Annotated in this window: 12 protein-coding genes; 8 read left to right on the plus strand and 4 right to left on the minus strand. The window is 53.3% G+C overall.

Translation table 11 applies throughout. The annotated features are described in order from the left end of the window. The first annotated feature begins 274 nt into the window (after nt 1-274). Both QP938_11590 and QP938_11595 read left to right on the plus strand, forming a co-directional pair. Entirely contained in the window at nt 275-424 is a 150-nt protein-coding gene (locus QP938_11590) for a hypothetical protein (protein WIO73930.1), read from the plus strand. Between the two features lie 503 nt (nt 425-927). Then, nucleotides 928-1083 (plus strand): hypothetical protein, encoded by a 156-nt coding sequence (locus QP938_11595; protein WIO73931.1) that lies wholly within the window; start codon nt 928-930, stop codon nt 1081-1083. 79 nt (nt 1084-1162) lie between these two features. Here QP938_11595 and QP938_11600 read toward each other — a convergent pair whose 3' ends face one another. The 4 genes from QP938_11600 to QP938_11615 form a co-directional block, all read right to left on the minus strand. Continuing rightward, a complete protein-coding gene (locus QP938_11600; protein WIO73932.1) occupies nt 1163-2356 on the minus strand; it encodes an amino acid aminotransferase in 1194 nt (397 codons plus the stop codon). Between the two features lie 95 nt (nt 2357-2451). Further along, nucleotides 2452-3384, minus strand: coding sequence for a phenylacetic acid degradation operon negative regulatory protein PaaX (gene paaX / locus QP938_11605; protein ID WIO73933.1), 933 nt, complete (start codon nt 3382-3384; stop codon nt 2452-2454). A 95-nt stretch (nt 3385-3479) separates the two neighbouring features. After that, nucleotides 3480-3905 (minus strand): DUF6491 family protein, encoded by a 426-nt coding sequence (locus tag QP938_11610; protein ID WIO73934.1) that lies wholly within the window; start codon nt 3903-3905, stop codon nt 3480-3482. 95 nt (nt 3906-4000) lie between these two features. Then, nucleotides 4001-4462 carry an Lrp/AsnC family transcriptional regulator gene (locus tag QP938_11615; protein ID WIO73935.1) on the minus strand — a complete coding sequence of 154 codons (462 nt, stop codon included), beginning with the start codon at nt 4460-4462 and terminating at the stop codon, nt 4001-4003. Between the two features lie 172 nt (nt 4463-4634). Here QP938_11615 and QP938_11620 point away from each other — a divergent pair, with 172 nt between their 5' ends. The 6 genes from QP938_11620 (at nt 4635) to paaH (ending at nt 14565) form a co-directional block, all read left to right on the plus strand. Next, nucleotides 4635-6761: a transketolase C-terminal domain-containing protein gene (locus tag QP938_11620; protein ID WIO73936.1), complete on the plus strand. Its 2127-nt coding sequence runs from the start codon at nt 4635-4637 to the stop codon at nt 6759-6761. A 226-nt stretch (nt 6762-6987) separates the two neighbouring features. Further along, nucleotides 6988-8520 (plus strand): 2-oxo acid dehydrogenase subunit E2, encoded by a 1533-nt coding sequence (locus QP938_11625; protein ID WIO73937.1) that lies wholly within the window; start codon nt 6988-6990, stop codon nt 8518-8520. 234 nt (nt 8521-8754) lie between these two features. Further along, nucleotides 8755-10800, plus strand: coding sequence for a phenylacetic acid degradation bifunctional protein PaaZ (gene paaZ / locus QP938_11630; GenBank protein ID WIO73938.1), 2046 nt, complete (start codon nt 8755-8757; stop codon nt 10798-10800). A gap of 197 nt (nt 10801-10997) precedes the next feature. After that, on the plus strand, nt 10998-11777 hold the full coding sequence (gene paaF / locus QP938_11635; protein ID WIO73939.1) for a 2,3-dehydroadipyl-CoA hydratase: 780 nt from the start codon (nt 10998-11000) through the stop codon (nt 11775-11777). Between the two features lie 235 nt (nt 11778-12012). Next, a complete protein-coding gene (gene paaG, locus QP938_11640) occupies nt 12013-12804 on the plus strand; it encodes a 2-(1,2-epoxy-1,2-dihydrophenyl)acetyl-CoA isomerase PaaG (protein WIO73940.1) in 792 nt (263 codons plus the stop codon). A gap of 234 nt (nt 12805-13038) precedes the next feature. Beyond that, nucleotides 13039-14565: a 3-hydroxyacyl-CoA dehydrogenase PaaH gene (gene paaH, locus QP938_11645; protein WIO73941.1), complete on the plus strand. Its 1527-nt coding sequence runs from the start codon at nt 13039-13041 to the stop codon at nt 14563-14565. Nucleotides 14566-14606: the final 41 nt, after the last annotated feature.

Genomic DNA, 14606 nt, shown 5'->3' on the forward strand with positions numbered 1-14606 from the left:
TTGGGGCCTGTTACCCGCCCCTATGGCAAACCAGCCAGACAACCTAATGGATAAGCTGTACAAAATCCAGCCTAACGCAACAGAATAAAACCGGGACTCGATATATCAAAACGGTTTAACCCGAGTAGGGGCGAATCATCGTTTGAAACGTTTATATAGGTACAGACAATAAAAATAACCTTAGGGATGCTCCCAGGGACGTAAATGTTAACTTTATCCACCAACGTCGTACTCAGGATGTACTTCATTAGTAGACTGAGAGGTTGAGGAAATTATGACTATTTTCGAACTTACAGCAGTACTTAACTACCACCAGATTAAAAATCTCGTATCCGATGGCCGCGTCCTTGCTTTACGCAGCAATGCAGGCTGGATTGACGTAACAGAATGGAGCCGCTTGCAGATGGCTCGCTGGCTGGGCTGATCTTCATCAGCCCTTCCCACTCGGTACAATTCCTATCTGCTATTCCTACCGACTTTTACCCAAGCCGCCACACGCAAAAACCTCTGACTTTACGTTTTTTTAAGCTGCGTAAAGATAGGTAAAGCCTTGAAGATTTCCCCGTTCCGAAACGTCTTATAGATAGAAGAGGAATCTATACAGCGAGGTAGCTGCCATGTGTGTACTAGAGCTGACAGCGATACTGAATCAGTACAAGATTAAAAACCTTGTGACCGGAGGCCGTGTTTTGGCCAACTTTGGCGAAAGCAATTGGACGGACGTCACTCAGTGGAGTCGCTTGCAACTGGCAAAAAAGTTGCTGTAACAAGCCAGTCAAACAGCTGACCTGGCTGTTCATTTGCCAGACATCCTGAATTTGCACCTTTAATCTAAAGTCGAAAAAAATAGCTGGGATTTTTAGGACGTTGGTCTATATTTACAGCATAAAGACAAGAGAAGTTGTTGGTAACACGCGGTAAATAACAATGTGTGTTTTTGAGCTAACCGCGATTCTCGATCAGCATCATATTGCGAATCGCGTTATTGAAGGCCATGTTCTGGCCAAGTCCAAAAAGGGCACTGGCTGGATCGATGTAACCGACTGGTCGAAGCAGAAAATAGCTCGCTGGTTAGGCTACTGATTTTTAAGGCCAAAAATAAAGCGGAGCCTTTCGACTCCGCTTCATGGGATTGTCACCCCTACTTTTTTACTTCACCCGATTACAGTACCGCTGCAACCGAATTGGCAAAATAGTCGATATTTTCATCGTTCAGGCCAGCAACATTGATGCGGCTGGAGCCCACCATGTAAATGCTGAACTCCTGCTTGAGGCGCTCAACCTGTTCAGCACTGATTCCCAGGAATGAAAACATACCAAACTGCTTTTGGATAAAGCCAAAGTCATGTCCCGGGCAAGCAGCATTCAGTTTTTCCACCGCCAGGGCACGCAGGCCATTGATACGATTACGCATCTCGGCCACTTCACCATGCCACTGATTGCAGAGTTCTTCAGAGGAGAGAATTGTGGCAACAATAGCCGCACCGTGAGCAGGGGGCATTGACCAGATACCGCGGGCAATATTGATCAACTGACTGCCAGCCGCCTCTGCTGCGTGCGCAGTTTCAGCAATAACCAGCAGCATACCGATACGCTCGCGGTAGAGACCAAAGTTCTTTGAGCAGGAGATAGAGACAAACATCTCTTTCACTTTACTGGCGATCAGACGCAGACCTTTGGTGTCTTCCTCAAGACCAACGCCAAAACCCTGGTAGGCCATATCCACAAACGGCACCAATCCTTTTTCTACACAGAGGTCGGCAATCGCATTCCACTGGTCAATATTCAGGTCAGCACCACAAGGGTTGTGACAGCAGGCGTGCAGCAATACTAAGTCACCGGTTTGCGCTTCGTTTTGCAGGGTGGCCATCATGTCGTCAAACAGCACGGCACAGTTTTCCCGATCGTAATAGGGATACTCTTTCAGTTGCAGACCGGCTTCACCAAACAATGGAACATGGTTTGCCCAGGTAGGGTTGCTAAACCAGATGGTGGCGCCCTCTTTGGCGCGATTGATCAACTCACCACCCAGACGCAAGGCACCACAACCGCCCGGCGCCTGAATGGATGCTACTCGATTAGCCAGCAAAGCCGGGTGACCTTCACCGAGAGCCAGCTTGCGCATTTCTGCATTAAATACTGCATCGCCAGGGCCACCAATATAGGATTTGGTGGTTTCATTTTCGAGGCGGTACTTTTCTGCTGCTTTTACAGATGCCAGTACCGGTGTTTCACCCTGGGGAGTTTTGTAAACACCTACACCAAGATCAACCTTGTTTGGGTTGGTATCTTTTTGATAGGCAACCATAAGACCAAGAATTGGGTCCTGCGGTAATACATTCAGAGCTTCAAACATAGTGACGTTCCAAAAAGTTGAGGGTGAGTGGTACGACAAGGCGGACTATTGTAGTGTCGCCGCCGGCAAGTGCAATGCCCTTCTAGGGGTGCTGGTCAGGACAGACCACCAAATCTTGTAAAGTAATCCTTACTCGCTGGTGGCAATGCCCCACTGACAGTTTCCAACTCATTAACCACAAACTGTTCAGCAAGCGAATGAACCTTGCGATAGAGATTGGCAGCCAGATTCTGGACATCAGTGCCTATCCAAGACGCCGGCAAAAGGGATGACGGTAGTTCAACATCCTTCAACAACAGTCTTCGGTACTCGTGAATCAGCAGGGTACGTAACTGGAATGCCTGCTCTGGACTCAGCAAATCACCTTGCTTCAAACGCTGATAGATAGGCTGAAACACCTCCCAGACCGAGCGGTATTGCTGCTCCAATTCACTTAAATTCCAACACTCGTAGACCAATTTGCGAAGATGCTGCTCAGACGTCAGGTCATCCGGCTGGCTGCGCAGTATCATCACCTGCTCATGAAGGCCAAGTTCGCGCAGGGTCTCATCTAGGGAACGTCGTTCCGCGCCCGGCTTGGCCATTACGGCGGGAAACAGGTTGCCAAACCCCAACCAGCGCAACTCCTTGCGCAGTTGCTCACGCTCCCGGTCGGGAAGGCTACTGAGGTAAACAAAAAGCCACTCCCCGCTTGCCTGGGAATGCTCCGCCGCATAAATTCGACGAGCTGCCTTTTGATAGTGCCGCAAGCCAAATTCGGTGAGGCTGTAATAACTGCGTCGCCCCACCTGCTCGGAGCTCAACCAGTTATCCTGAATTAATCGATACACCGCAGTACGCACCAGTCGCTGACTGAGCCCGAATGGTTGCAGTGCATTGATGACACTACCCAGCCAGGCACTATTGCCATGCTGAGAAATAGTATCGCCGTACAAAGTAATAATGAGCGAACCGGCCCGCATGGGTCGGCGCTTGCGAAATCGGGCGAGCTGAAGCTCGAGTAACTGACTGGCTGATAGATTCGTCATGCCGGCATTCTATCAGGCTTGCGATCAATTGCTGTGTGAACATTGCAGATAAAGAAGCGGCACAGTTGGGTGCCGCTTTAAGTTCATCAAAATCGCTACTGGTTTTCTGCGCGTTTTTTCCGATCCAGCTCCATTGAAAAAATCGTCTCCACTTGGCAATCACGCACTGGCGGCCCCGGCACAATCAGGTCATCTCCTTTCATCAACTGGGTTCCCCGACTGCGAAACCCGATCTCCTGGGTAAAACTCAACTCCCTACAAGGGAAACTGAGTGTAATCAGGTAATAACGCTTTGGTCTGGACTCCACCCACAGCGCTTTGTCATCTATATACCCCCAGGAATCCAGAGTGCTGGGAAAGGTAATGCCCGTCAATTCTTCAATAACCGTAAAACCCTGGCGAGCCAGCTTATCCGCTCTGCTTTCAGGTGCTTGCGGCAACGCATTTGAGTTGCTGCCCGCGCAACCGGCAAAAACCAAAGCCAATAATGTCACCACCAATAACCATTTCCGCTTATACATAATTGCTCTCCTTTGTTTGCGCAAAGTTTAGACCGTTAAGGGCAACCTGGCCCGAGTCCTGGCACTTCTATACGCTATTCTGTGATTGGAAGCAGTTAAGGCACAGTTACCGGCAACGTTCCCGTCAACTTATTTTGACGCAAGGAGATCAACGTATTCACCGATCGGATACCACGCATTACCAACATTTTTGATGATAAAAACGACTCATAGGATTCCATATCGCGGGCAACAATTTTAAGCAGGTAGTCACACTGCCCGGTTACTGAATGACACTCCAGGATTTCCGAACTGCTATTCACCCGATCAAGAAACTCCTGAATGGTTTCAGGGTGGTGGTTTTCCAGTATCACCTCAGCGAAAGCAATCACCAGCAGCCCCACTTTGCGGTGACTGATCTGGGCGCTGTAGCCGAGGATCACACCGTCTTCTTCAAGCCGCCTGACTCTCCGCCAGCAGGGTGCCGGAGACAACGCGATACGTTCGGAGAGATCCCTATTGGAAAGACGGCCATCCGTTTGCAATTCGTGCAAGATCTGCACATCAAATTTATCCAAAGCAAAAACCCCTTTCTCAAATACTCATTTCAAGAAAGGATATTGCTTAAAACACCTCTCGGCAAGCAACAACGAAAACAAATTTCCTCAATCCATAGCTAAAGTATCTATACATCACAAATTCGTGGTGCGCGACTTGCTGCGCTCGCCAAAAACTCCAAGAGACTGTGTTATGTCCTCACCAGAACTCAAAGTTATGGAAACCACATCATCCCCGATCCAGGCCTACGACTGGAAACGTATTGCTTACCTGATCCTCGCCTCGCGTGCGATGGATGATATTGAAGAGAAAGAACTGGTACCCCAAAAGCTGGTGTTCAACCAGTTTTCCGCCCGCGGTCACGATATGGCTCAGGTACTGCTGGGCTCGCTGCTAACCCACCCCCACGACGGCGCCACCGGTTATTACCGCTCGCGTCCGTTTGTACTCTCTTTGGGGCTGGATTTTGTTGAAGCCGTTGCCGGACCGCTGGCTCGCAGTGGCGGTTACAGCGATGGTCGCGATATCGGTGTAGTTTGTAACTACCCTAACAACGAGCGCAAGGGGGCCATGCTGTTCCCTATGTGTGGCGGGGTAGGCTCTCAATACTCGCCTATTTCCGGATGGGCACAATCCATCGTTTATAACCAGGCCGTTTTGAAAGACGACAACTACAAAGGTGCGCTGGGCGTCTCTATGGGGGGCGACTCCTCCATGTCCACCAGCGGCTTCTGGGCGGCGCTGAATATCTCTACCACCAATAACCTGCCCCACCTCTTCTATATCGAAGACAACGGCTACGGCATCTCGGTACCGCAGGAAGTACAAACTCCCGGTGGTGATCAGGTGGCCAATCTGGCAGCTTACAAGCAGCTGAAGATTGTCGATGGTGACGGCTCCGACCCATTGGAAGCCGCTGCAAAAATCAAAGAAGCGGTTGATTACGTTCGTTCCGGCCAGGGCACATGCCTGCTGCGCCTGAAAGTGCCTCGCCTTTGCGGCCACACCTTCCAGGACACGCAAACCTATAAACCGGAAGAATTTGTTGCCCGCGAGCAGGCCAACGACCCGCTGCCAAAACTGAAAGCATTTATGCTGGAAAACCAGCTGACCACAGAAGCCGAGTGGCAGGAGCTGGAATCCAAAGCCACTGCTGAAGTGAAAGCGGCAGTTGAAGAAGCACTGAAGCGCCCTGAACCAGATACAGACAAACTCACTCGCTACGTGTATGAAGAGAAAGACGCCAGCGGCCAGCCGGAAGTCCAGCTGCGCGGTGGCCTCGCCCCTAGCGGCCATCAGTTCCCTGCCGCCAGCGAAGAAGCCAAGCCTGTAGGCGCTCGCCTCAACATGCTCACCGCTATTCGCAAGACTCTCGACTACGAACTGGAAACCAACCCGAAGGTACTGGTTTTCGGTGAAGACGTCGGCCCTAAAGGTGGTGTTCACGCCGCCACTCTCGGCCTGACAGACAAGTACGGCTACGAGCGCGTATTTGATACCAGCCTCTCGGAAGAAGGCATTATCGGGCGTTCCGTTGGCATGGCACTCTCAGGTCTGATGCCGGTACCGGAAATCCAGTTCCGCAAGTACGCAGAGCCGGCCGCTGAGCAGCTTACCGACACCGGCATTATGCGCTGGCGTACCGCCAACCAGTTTGCCGCGCCAATGGTGGTTCGCGTTCCAGGCGGCTTTGCCCGTCGTGGCGACCCCTGGCACTCCATGTGTGACGAAGTGGAATGGGCACACAAAGTGGGCTGGCAGCTAGCCATGCCTTCCAACGCTGAAGACGCCGTTGGTCTGTTGCGCTCTGCGTTGCGCAGCAACAACCCGACTATCTTTTTTGAACACCGTGCACTGCTGGACGACAGCTGGGCACGCCGCCCCTATCCGGGCGACGAGTTTGTGATTCCATTCGGTAAAGGCAAGACCTTAATCTCGGGTGACAAGCTGACCGTAGTGACCTGGGGTGCCATGGTGCAGCGCTGTGAGGCTGCTGCACTCTCTATGAACGAAAGATTTGAAGGCAAAGTGGAAGTCATCGATCTGCGCACCATTCAGCCTTGGGATAAAGAGTTGGTTCTGGCGTCAGTGAAAAAGACCGCGCGCTGCCTGATTGTTCACGAGGACAACAAAACAGCCGGCTTCGGTGCCGAGATTGCAGCTACCCTTACCGATGAGCTGTTCTTTAATCTGGATGCACCGGTACGCCGCCTGACCATGCCGGACATTCCAAACCCGCACAACATCCACTTGCTGAATGTGGCTGTGCCGAGTGTGGAAAAAATTGCTGCAGAGATGAAAGAGCTTTTGGAAATTTAAATTATGGGCCGCACGTCGCACGTCGCACGTCGCACGCTAAAAACAAGTGTCTCGTCATCCCCGCGAAAGCGGGGATCCATATTCGAGGCTTCACAGCCAAATGGATTCCCGTCTGCGCGGGAATGACTACGCGCTGTAGCGTGCGACATGCGACGTCTGACGTGCGACCACTCACTAAGAAATCAGAAGTGAAGTCGTAAGACCGAAAATAAATTACGGAATGCCCATGACAGACAAAATCAACATCACACTTCCAGCCGATCAGCTGGAAGGTACCGAAGCCACTCTCAGCCAGTGGCTGGTTGCCGTTGGTGACAAGGTAACCACAGGCCAACCGGTAGCCGAGCTGGAAACTGACAAAGTCTCTGTGGAAGTGACCGCACCTGCCGACGGCACCATTGCCGAATTGATTTTACAGCCCGGTGATAAAGTTGAACCGGATGCCACACTGGCTACCCTGAGCAGTGGCGAAACTACTGCACCGGTACAATCACCTACAGCAGTCCCGTCAACCGAAACCATAGACCTCACCTTCCCCGCCGACCAACAGGAAGGCACCGTGGCAAAAATCGCCAAGTGGCTGGTAGCTGTCGGCGACACCGTCAAAGCCGAGCAACCGGTGGCCGAACTGGAAACCGATAAAGTAGCGGTAGAAGTAATTGCTCCAGCAGATGGTGTGGTACAAGAACTGATTGCCAGCGTTGGCAGCGAAGTGGAGCCAGGGCAGATTCTGGGTCGCATGGCCGCAGGAGCAGTAGCTGCAATTGCCGCCACAAATTCAGCTCCCGCAACACCGTCACCCGCTCAACCGGCCGCAGTAAACGATTCCGGCAATAACTCCTGCCGCCACCTGATTGGCCCGGCAGTTCGCAAGCTGGTGGCAGAACATGAACTCAATTTTGATGCCATTCCCGGTACCGGTCGCGGTGGGCGTGTGACCCGCGAAGATGTGGTTACCTATCTCAACAGCGGCCGTGCCGAGCAGGATAAACAGCAGGCAAAATCCGCTGCCCCTGCTGCCAAGACTTACCCGGCGTCCACCCCCGGCAGTCAGGGTATTCCCAGCCGACTGGTACCGCATTCTCAAATGCGCAAATCCATCGCCAACCACATGGTAGAGAGCCTGCTTCATAAAGCGCCGCACGTGACCTCTGTGTTCGAAATGGATATGACCAACCTGATCGAACACCGCAAGTGGCACAAAAAAGAGTACGAGGCGAAGGGCGTCAAACTGACCTTTACCGCCTACTTCCTGGCTGCCTGTGTCGAAGCCATGCGCGCCGTTCCGGACATGAACGCCCAGTTCCATGACGATGCCCTGGAAATATTTGATGACATCAATATCGGCGTTGGCACCGCCCTTGGTGATGCAGGTCTGGTAGTACCCGTGGTCAAGCAGGTCCAGAACATGGAATTGTTTGATATCGCTCAAGCTCTTGGCGACCAGACCCAGCGCGCCCGCACTGGCAAACTGACCCCGGCTGATATGAAAGGCGGCACCTTCACCATCTCCAACCACGGTGTGAGCGGCAGCCTGTTCGCTGCGCCAATTATCATCAACCAGCCGCAAGTAGCCATTCTTGGTATCGGCAAACTTGAAAAACGCGTTGAAGTCGTGGACGTGGATGGCGAAGATGAAATTCGCATTCGTCCTAAATGCTACGTCTCCCTCAGCATCGATCACCGCGCAGTAGATGCTTTCCAAACCAACGCCTGGCTGGCGAAGTTTGTGGAAGTGATTGAGAATTGGGGGCAGTAAGAGCCGCGTTGCGGCTCTGGTCGGACGCTTGACGTCGCACGTCGCACGCTAAAAGCACCAAACCCGTCATTCTGAGCGCAGCGAAGAATCTCTTTGTCAGCTCAAAGCCAGAGATCCTTCGCTACGCTCAGGATGACAAACAGTGCTTTTGGTTTTTAGCGTGCGACGTCAGACATGCGACGTGCGATCCCGACAAAAAAACACCAAAATTAAAATTTGGCAGGAACCTTACATATGAAGTATCAAAGCTACGTCTGCGGCAACTGGCACACTGGCACCGAACAGGGCCAGGAAGTATTTAACGCTATCACCGGTGAGTCTCTCGGTTTTGTCTCCAGTGCCGGCATCGATTTTAAAGAAGTTGCCGAATACGCCCGCAACGTCGGCGGTCCGGCCCTGCGTGCGATGACCACCCACGAGCGCGCCAGTGCCCTGAAAGCGCTGGGCCTGCATTTGATGGGTATCAAAAAGAAATTTTACGAGCTGTCCGCCGCTACCGGCGCCAGCAAGGCTGATAGCTGGATTGATATTGAAGGTGGTATCGGCACCATGCTGAGTATCTCCTCCATGGTGCGTCGTGAACTACCCAACGAACGCTTTGTTGTTGAAGGTGACACCGAACGCCTGTCCGCCAACGGTACCTTTGTTGGCCGCCATATTCTGGTACCTAAAGAAGGCCTTTCACTGCACATCAATGCGTTTAACTTTCCGTGCTGGGGCATGCTGGAAAAAATTGCACCGTCACTGGCCGCCGGTGTTCCGGTAATCGTTAAACCTGCCACTGTATCCGCCTACCTGACCGAACTGATGGTGAAGGAAATTATCGACTCCGGCCTTCTGCCGGAAGGCTCCATCCAGTTGATTACAGGCAGCACCGGCGACCTGTTGGATCACCTCAACGAGCAGGACAGCGTCACCTTTACCGGTTCCGCCACCACCGGTCGCAAGCTTAAAACCCACCCGAACATTGTCGCTAACTCCATTCCATTTAACATGGAGGCGGACTCGCTGAACTGCTCGATCCTCGGTGAAACTGTGGACGAAGACAGCGAAGAGTTCGGTCTGTTTATCAAAGAAGTGGTGCGTGAGATGACTACCAAGGCGGGCCAAAAGTGTACCGCCATTCGCCGTATTCTTGTGCCGCGCAGCAAGGCAAACGCCGTTGCTGATGCATTGAAAGCTCGCCTAGCCAAAACCGTCGTGGGCGACCCGTCCGTGGAAGGTGTACGCATGGGTGCACTGGTCGGCCGCGATCAGGTGACCGACACCTGGGCCGCCGTGAAAACCCTTCAGGAGTCTTGCGACACTCTGTTTGGCGGTGACGACAATTTTGAAGTAACCGGTGCCGACAAGAGCAAAGGCGCGTTTTTCCCGCCTACCCTGCTGTTCTGCGACCAGCCTTTGACTACAGCCACTCCTCACGAGGTGGAAGCCTTTGGCCCGGTGAGCACCCTGATGCCTTACGACGATCTTAAGCAAGCCATCCAGATCTCCAAACTGGGTAAAGGCTCGCTGGTGAGCTCACTGTTTACCTACAACAACAGCGAAGCTACCGAAGCGGTACTGGGCATCGCCGCTTACCACGGCCGTATGGTGATTATTAATCGCGACTGCGCTGGCGAATCCACAGGCCACGGTTCACCACTGGCACAACTTGTTCACGGCGGCCCCGGTCGCGCTGGTGGTGGCGAAGAATTGGGCGGCATCCGCTCAGTGAAACACTATATGCAGCGCACCGCACTGCAGGGATCACCAACCACACTGGCGGCGATCACCAACGAATATATGCCGGGTGCGGAAATCAACCAGATCGCGGCACACCCGTTCACCAAATACTTTGAAGAAATTCAGCCCGGCGACAGTCTGATCACGCACCGCCGCACTGTGACCGAAGCAGACATCGTCAACTTCGGCTGCCTGTCCGGTGACCACTTCTACGCCCACTTTGACGAGACCGCTGCTGCCGACTCACTGTTTGGCAAGCGCGTGGCACACGGCTATTTTGTCCTGTCTGCCGCTGCCGGTCTGTTTGTATGGCCAGGCGTCGGCCCTGTATTAGCCAACTACGGCCTAAACAACCTGCGCTTTATCGAGCCGGTAGGTATCGGCGACACCATTCAGGCGCGCCTCACCTGCAAGCAGAAAATCAAAAAAGACAAACGTCCGGATGATAAAAAAGCTACTGGTGTTGTAGAGTGGGATGTTGAAGTAACCAACCAGGAAGGCGTCGCGGTTGCGGTGTACAGCATTCTTACGTTGGTTGAGAGAAAAGAAGTTTGAATTGACTGGTCGCACGTCGCACGTCGCACGTCGCACGCTAAAACCAAGCCCCCTGTTTGTCATCCTGAGCGCAGCGAAGGATCTCGAGCATCGAACAGACGAAGAGATTCTTCGCTTCGCTCAGAATGACGGGTTTGGTGCTTTTAGCGTGCGACGTCAGACGTGCGACGTGCGACCTCTAAGAAAGAGTCCACGATATGTCCAGTTACAACTTTATTATTTCGGAGCCCCAGGGCAACGGCGTCCTGCTCATCAAACTCAACCGCCCCGAAGCGCGCAATGCCCTGACCACTTCCCTGCTGACCGAGTTAGCGGCGGAGCTGGAAGCAGCGCAGGAGAACAGCACCATTCGCGCGGTGGTTCTGTACGGCAATGACAGTGTATTTGCTGCCGGTGCCGATCTGAAAGAGATGGCCAAACTGGATGCAGTGGGTGTACTGCAGGATGTGCGCCCGAAACTTTGGAAGCGTATTTACGATTTCAAAAAACCGCTGATTGCTGCAGTTAACGGTTACTGTCTGGGTGGTGGCTGTGAGCTGGCGATGCACGCCGACATTATTATTGCCGGTGAAACTGCTGAATTCGGACAGCCGGAGATTAATCTCGGCATTATTCCCGGTGCCGGCGGCACCCAGCGCTTGATTCGCACCGTGGGTAAATCCCTCGCGATGAAAATGTGTCTGTCCGGCGAATTTATCAACGCCGATGTTGCCGTTGCCTCCGGCCTCGCCGCCGAAAAAACCGCTGACGACGAGACCCTGAACCGCGCTCTGGAACTGGCTGGCCGCATCGCCAAAAAAGCCCCACTCGCCGTTCAGCAAGCCAAAGAAGTATTACTGAAAGCCTTTGAAACCGATCTCGAAGCAGGCCTGCATTACGAACGTAAAGCGTTCACTGTGCTGGCAGCAACTGAAGATCGCAATGAAGGAATTAATGCATTTTTGGAAAAGAGAAAGCCGGAATATAAAGGCCGCTGAACACGACCTTTATTTGGTCGCACGCCGCACGTCTGACGTCGCACGCTAAAAGCGCCAGCGCCGTCATTCTGAGCGCAGCGAAGAATCTCTTTGCCGGCTCGAAGTTCGAGATCCTTCGCTACGCTCAGGATGACAAACGGAGCACTTGGTTTTAGCGTGCGACGTCAGACGTGCGACCTCTCGAACAGAGCCCTGAATTTACAGAGAGCACCGAACTCGATAAGGATTACAGATAATGACCTTCACCACCATAAATTACACCGTCGAAGACGGCGTTGCCGTTCTTACCCTGAACCGTCCGGATCGCCTGAACAGTTTTAATACCGAAATGCACGGCGAAGTCCGCGAGGCGCTGAGGTGCGCCGCCAATGACAAACTGGTGCGATGTGTAGTGCTGACCGGAGCCGGTCGCGGTTTTTGTGCCGGACAAGATCTGAGTGATCGCAATGTCGCTGCAGATTCAGAGATGCCGGATCTTGGTGAGTCGGTTGAGAAAAATTACAATCCGCTAATCCGCGCTCTTATGGGTATGGAAAAGCCGATTATCTGCGCCGTGAATGGCGTTGCAGCCGGAGCCGGCGCCAACATCGCCCTGGCCTGTGACATTGTTGTAGCAGCCGAGAGCGCCAGCTTTATCGAAGTATTCTGCAACATCGGTTTGATTCCCGACTCCGGCGGCACCTGGAACCTGCCCCGCGCCGTCGGCCTGCCACGCGCCAAGGGACTCGCTCTGCTGGGTGAAAAACTGCCAGCGAAAAAAGCCGAAGAGTGGGGCCTGATCTGGAAGTGCGTTGAAGACGACAACCTGATGGATGATGTAATGGCCATGGCTCGCCGCCTCGCCACCCAACCCACCAAGGGTCTCGGATTAATCAAAAAAGCCCTGAACGAATCCACCGCTCACAGCTACCACCACCAGCTTGAGCTGGAAAAAGAGTACATGCGCCAGGCCGGCCGCACCCACGATTACCGCGAAGGGGTGGCGGCATTTATGGAAAAAAGAAAGCCGGAATTTAAAGGGGAATAAGCTACTTCGTAGCATGTGGTCGCACGTCGCACGTCTGACGTCGCACGCTAAAACCCCCTTCGATAAAGAACGACGTGAACAATGAGTAAGGTAGCTATTGGCAGTGTATGGATTAACTGCCCAGGAGCTATCTACAAAGTGCTTGGTTTTAGCGTGCGACGTGCGACGTCAGACGTGCGACCCGGTAAATAGATCACCGAGCTTCCAGAGCTCGAACAAACTGGAAACGAAGTAATGACCGCACTAAACACCAACGACACCATCGCCGTTATCGGCGCTGGCACCATGGGCGCCGGAATTGCTCAGGTTGCCGCTGCTGCCGGGCACCCGGTTCTGCTGTTTGATGCCGCCGACGGCGCAGCCCAGACTGGCATTGATAAAACCCGCAAGGGGCTCAACCGCTTGATCAGCAAGGGCAAGATGACCGCCGAGCAGGCCGACGAACTGACTGGCCGCATCAAAGCCTGTGGCTCACTTGAAGAATTGGCACCGGCCAAACTGGTGATTGAGGCGATTGTTGAAAAGCTCGAGATCAAACAGAGTGTGTTCAGTCAGCTGGAAGCGATTTGTGGCGACGATGTCATTCTCGCTACCAACACTTCATCCATTTCAGTCACCGCTATCGCCGCCGGTTTAAAAAATCCCGAACGTTTAGTGGGTATGCACTTTTTTAACCCGGCACCGGTAATGAAGCTGGTGGAAGTGATCAGCGGGCTTGCATCTGATAGCGATGCCCTGCAAACCGTTTACAACACCGCTGCCAACTGGGGCAAGCACCCGGTAATGGCAAAATCCACTCCCGGCTTTATCGTCAACCGCGTAGCGCGACCATTTTACGCAGAAGCGCTACGGGTATTACAGGAGGGCGGCGCTGACGTTGCCACTATTGATGCCGTGATGCGTGAGTCCGGTGGCTTCCGCATGGGCCCGTTTGAACTGATGGACCTGATCGGCATGGACGTCAACTACGCGGTGACCAACTCTGTGTACAACGCCTATTACCAGGATCAACGCTTTCTGCCTTCGCTGGTCCAGCAGGAGCTTGTACAAGCCGGACGTCTTGGCCGTAAAACCGGCCACGGTTTTTACAGCTATGCAGAAGGAGCGGAAAAACCTGCTCCGCAAACGGCCGCTCCAAGCGCTAAGCCAGAGCGCGTCATTATCGGCGGCTATTTGGGTGCAGCTGAAGCGCTGGTACCGATGTTTGAAGAAGCGGGAATTAACGTTGAGCGCAGCGAAGAATCCGATCACGATTTCTTCTGGGTGGACGGTGTCGAATTGCGCATGACCGATGGCGCCATGGCTACCGAAATCGCTTCCGAGGAAGAGCTTAACGACATCGTACTGTTTGACCTGGCTCTGGATTACGCCAGCGCAAGTCGTATTGCCATTGCCAAAGCTGATCAGGCCAGCGACGAGTCTCTTCAGATTGTTGCAGGACTGTTTCAGGCCATAGGTAAGCAGGTGTCGATCATCGACGACATTCCCGGCATGATTGTAATGCGCACCGTCTGTATGCTCGCCAACGAGGGTGCCGATGCGGTGAATCAGGGTGTTTGTAATGCCGAAGCTGTGGACATCGCTATGAGAGGCGGCGTCAATTACCCACAAGGGCCGCTGGCCTGGGCAGACAGCCTCGGCGTGCCAGTGGTGGCAGAAGTACTGGAGAATCTTGCCCTTACTTACGGCGAAGACCGCTACCGCACCTCGCCGCTGATTCAGCGCAAGTGTTTTGCGGAGCAGAATTTCTTCCAAAATTAATTAGTGCGTCATCCCCGCCCAGGCGGGGATCCATTTGGAAT

It is taken from the genome of Porticoccaceae bacterium LTM1 (genome assembly GCA_030252795.1).
Classification (GTDB): Bacteria; Pseudomonadota; Gammaproteobacteria; order Pseudomonadales; family Porticoccaceae; genus SCSIO-12696.

Bases quoted from the DNA above. Each gene is read 5' to 3' on its own strand.
- QP938_11590 (WIO73930.1), top strand. From the start codon at position 275: ATGACTATTTTCGAACTTACAGCAGTACTTAACTACCACCAGATTAAA.
- QP938_11595 (WIO73931.1), top strand. From the start codon at position 928: ATGTGTGTTTTTGAGCTAACCGCGATTCTCGATCAGCATCATATTGCG.
- QP938_11600 (WIO73932.1), bottom strand. From the start codon at position 2,356: ATGTTTGAAGCTCTGAATGTATTACCGCAGGACCCAATTCTTGGTCTT.
- paaX (WIO73933.1), bottom strand. From the start codon at position 3,384: ATGACGAATCTATCAGCCAGTCAGTTACTCGAGCTTCAGCTCGCCCGA.
- QP938_11610 (WIO73934.1), bottom strand. From the start codon at position 3,905: ATGTATAAGCGGAAATGGTTATTGGTGGTGACATTATTGGCTTTGGTT.
- QP938_11620 (WIO73936.1), top strand. From the start codon at position 4,635: ATGTCCTCACCAGAACTCAAAGTTATGGAAACCACATCATCCCCGATC.
- QP938_11625 (WIO73937.1), top strand. From the start codon at position 6,988: ATGACAGACAAAATCAACATCACACTTCCAGCCGATCAGCTGGAAGGT.
- paaZ (WIO73938.1), top strand. From the start codon at position 8,755: ATGAAGTATCAAAGCTACGTCTGCGGCAACTGGCACACTGGCACCGAA.
- paaF (WIO73939.1), top strand. From the start codon at position 10,998: ATGTCCAGTTACAACTTTATTATTTCGGAGCCCCAGGGCAACGGCGTC.
- paaG (WIO73940.1), top strand. From the start codon at position 12,013: ATGACCTTCACCACCATAAATTACACCGTCGAAGACGGCGTTGCCGTT.
- paaH (WIO73941.1), top strand. From the start codon at position 13,039: ATGACCGCACTAAACACCAACGACACCATCGCCGTTATCGGCGCTGGC.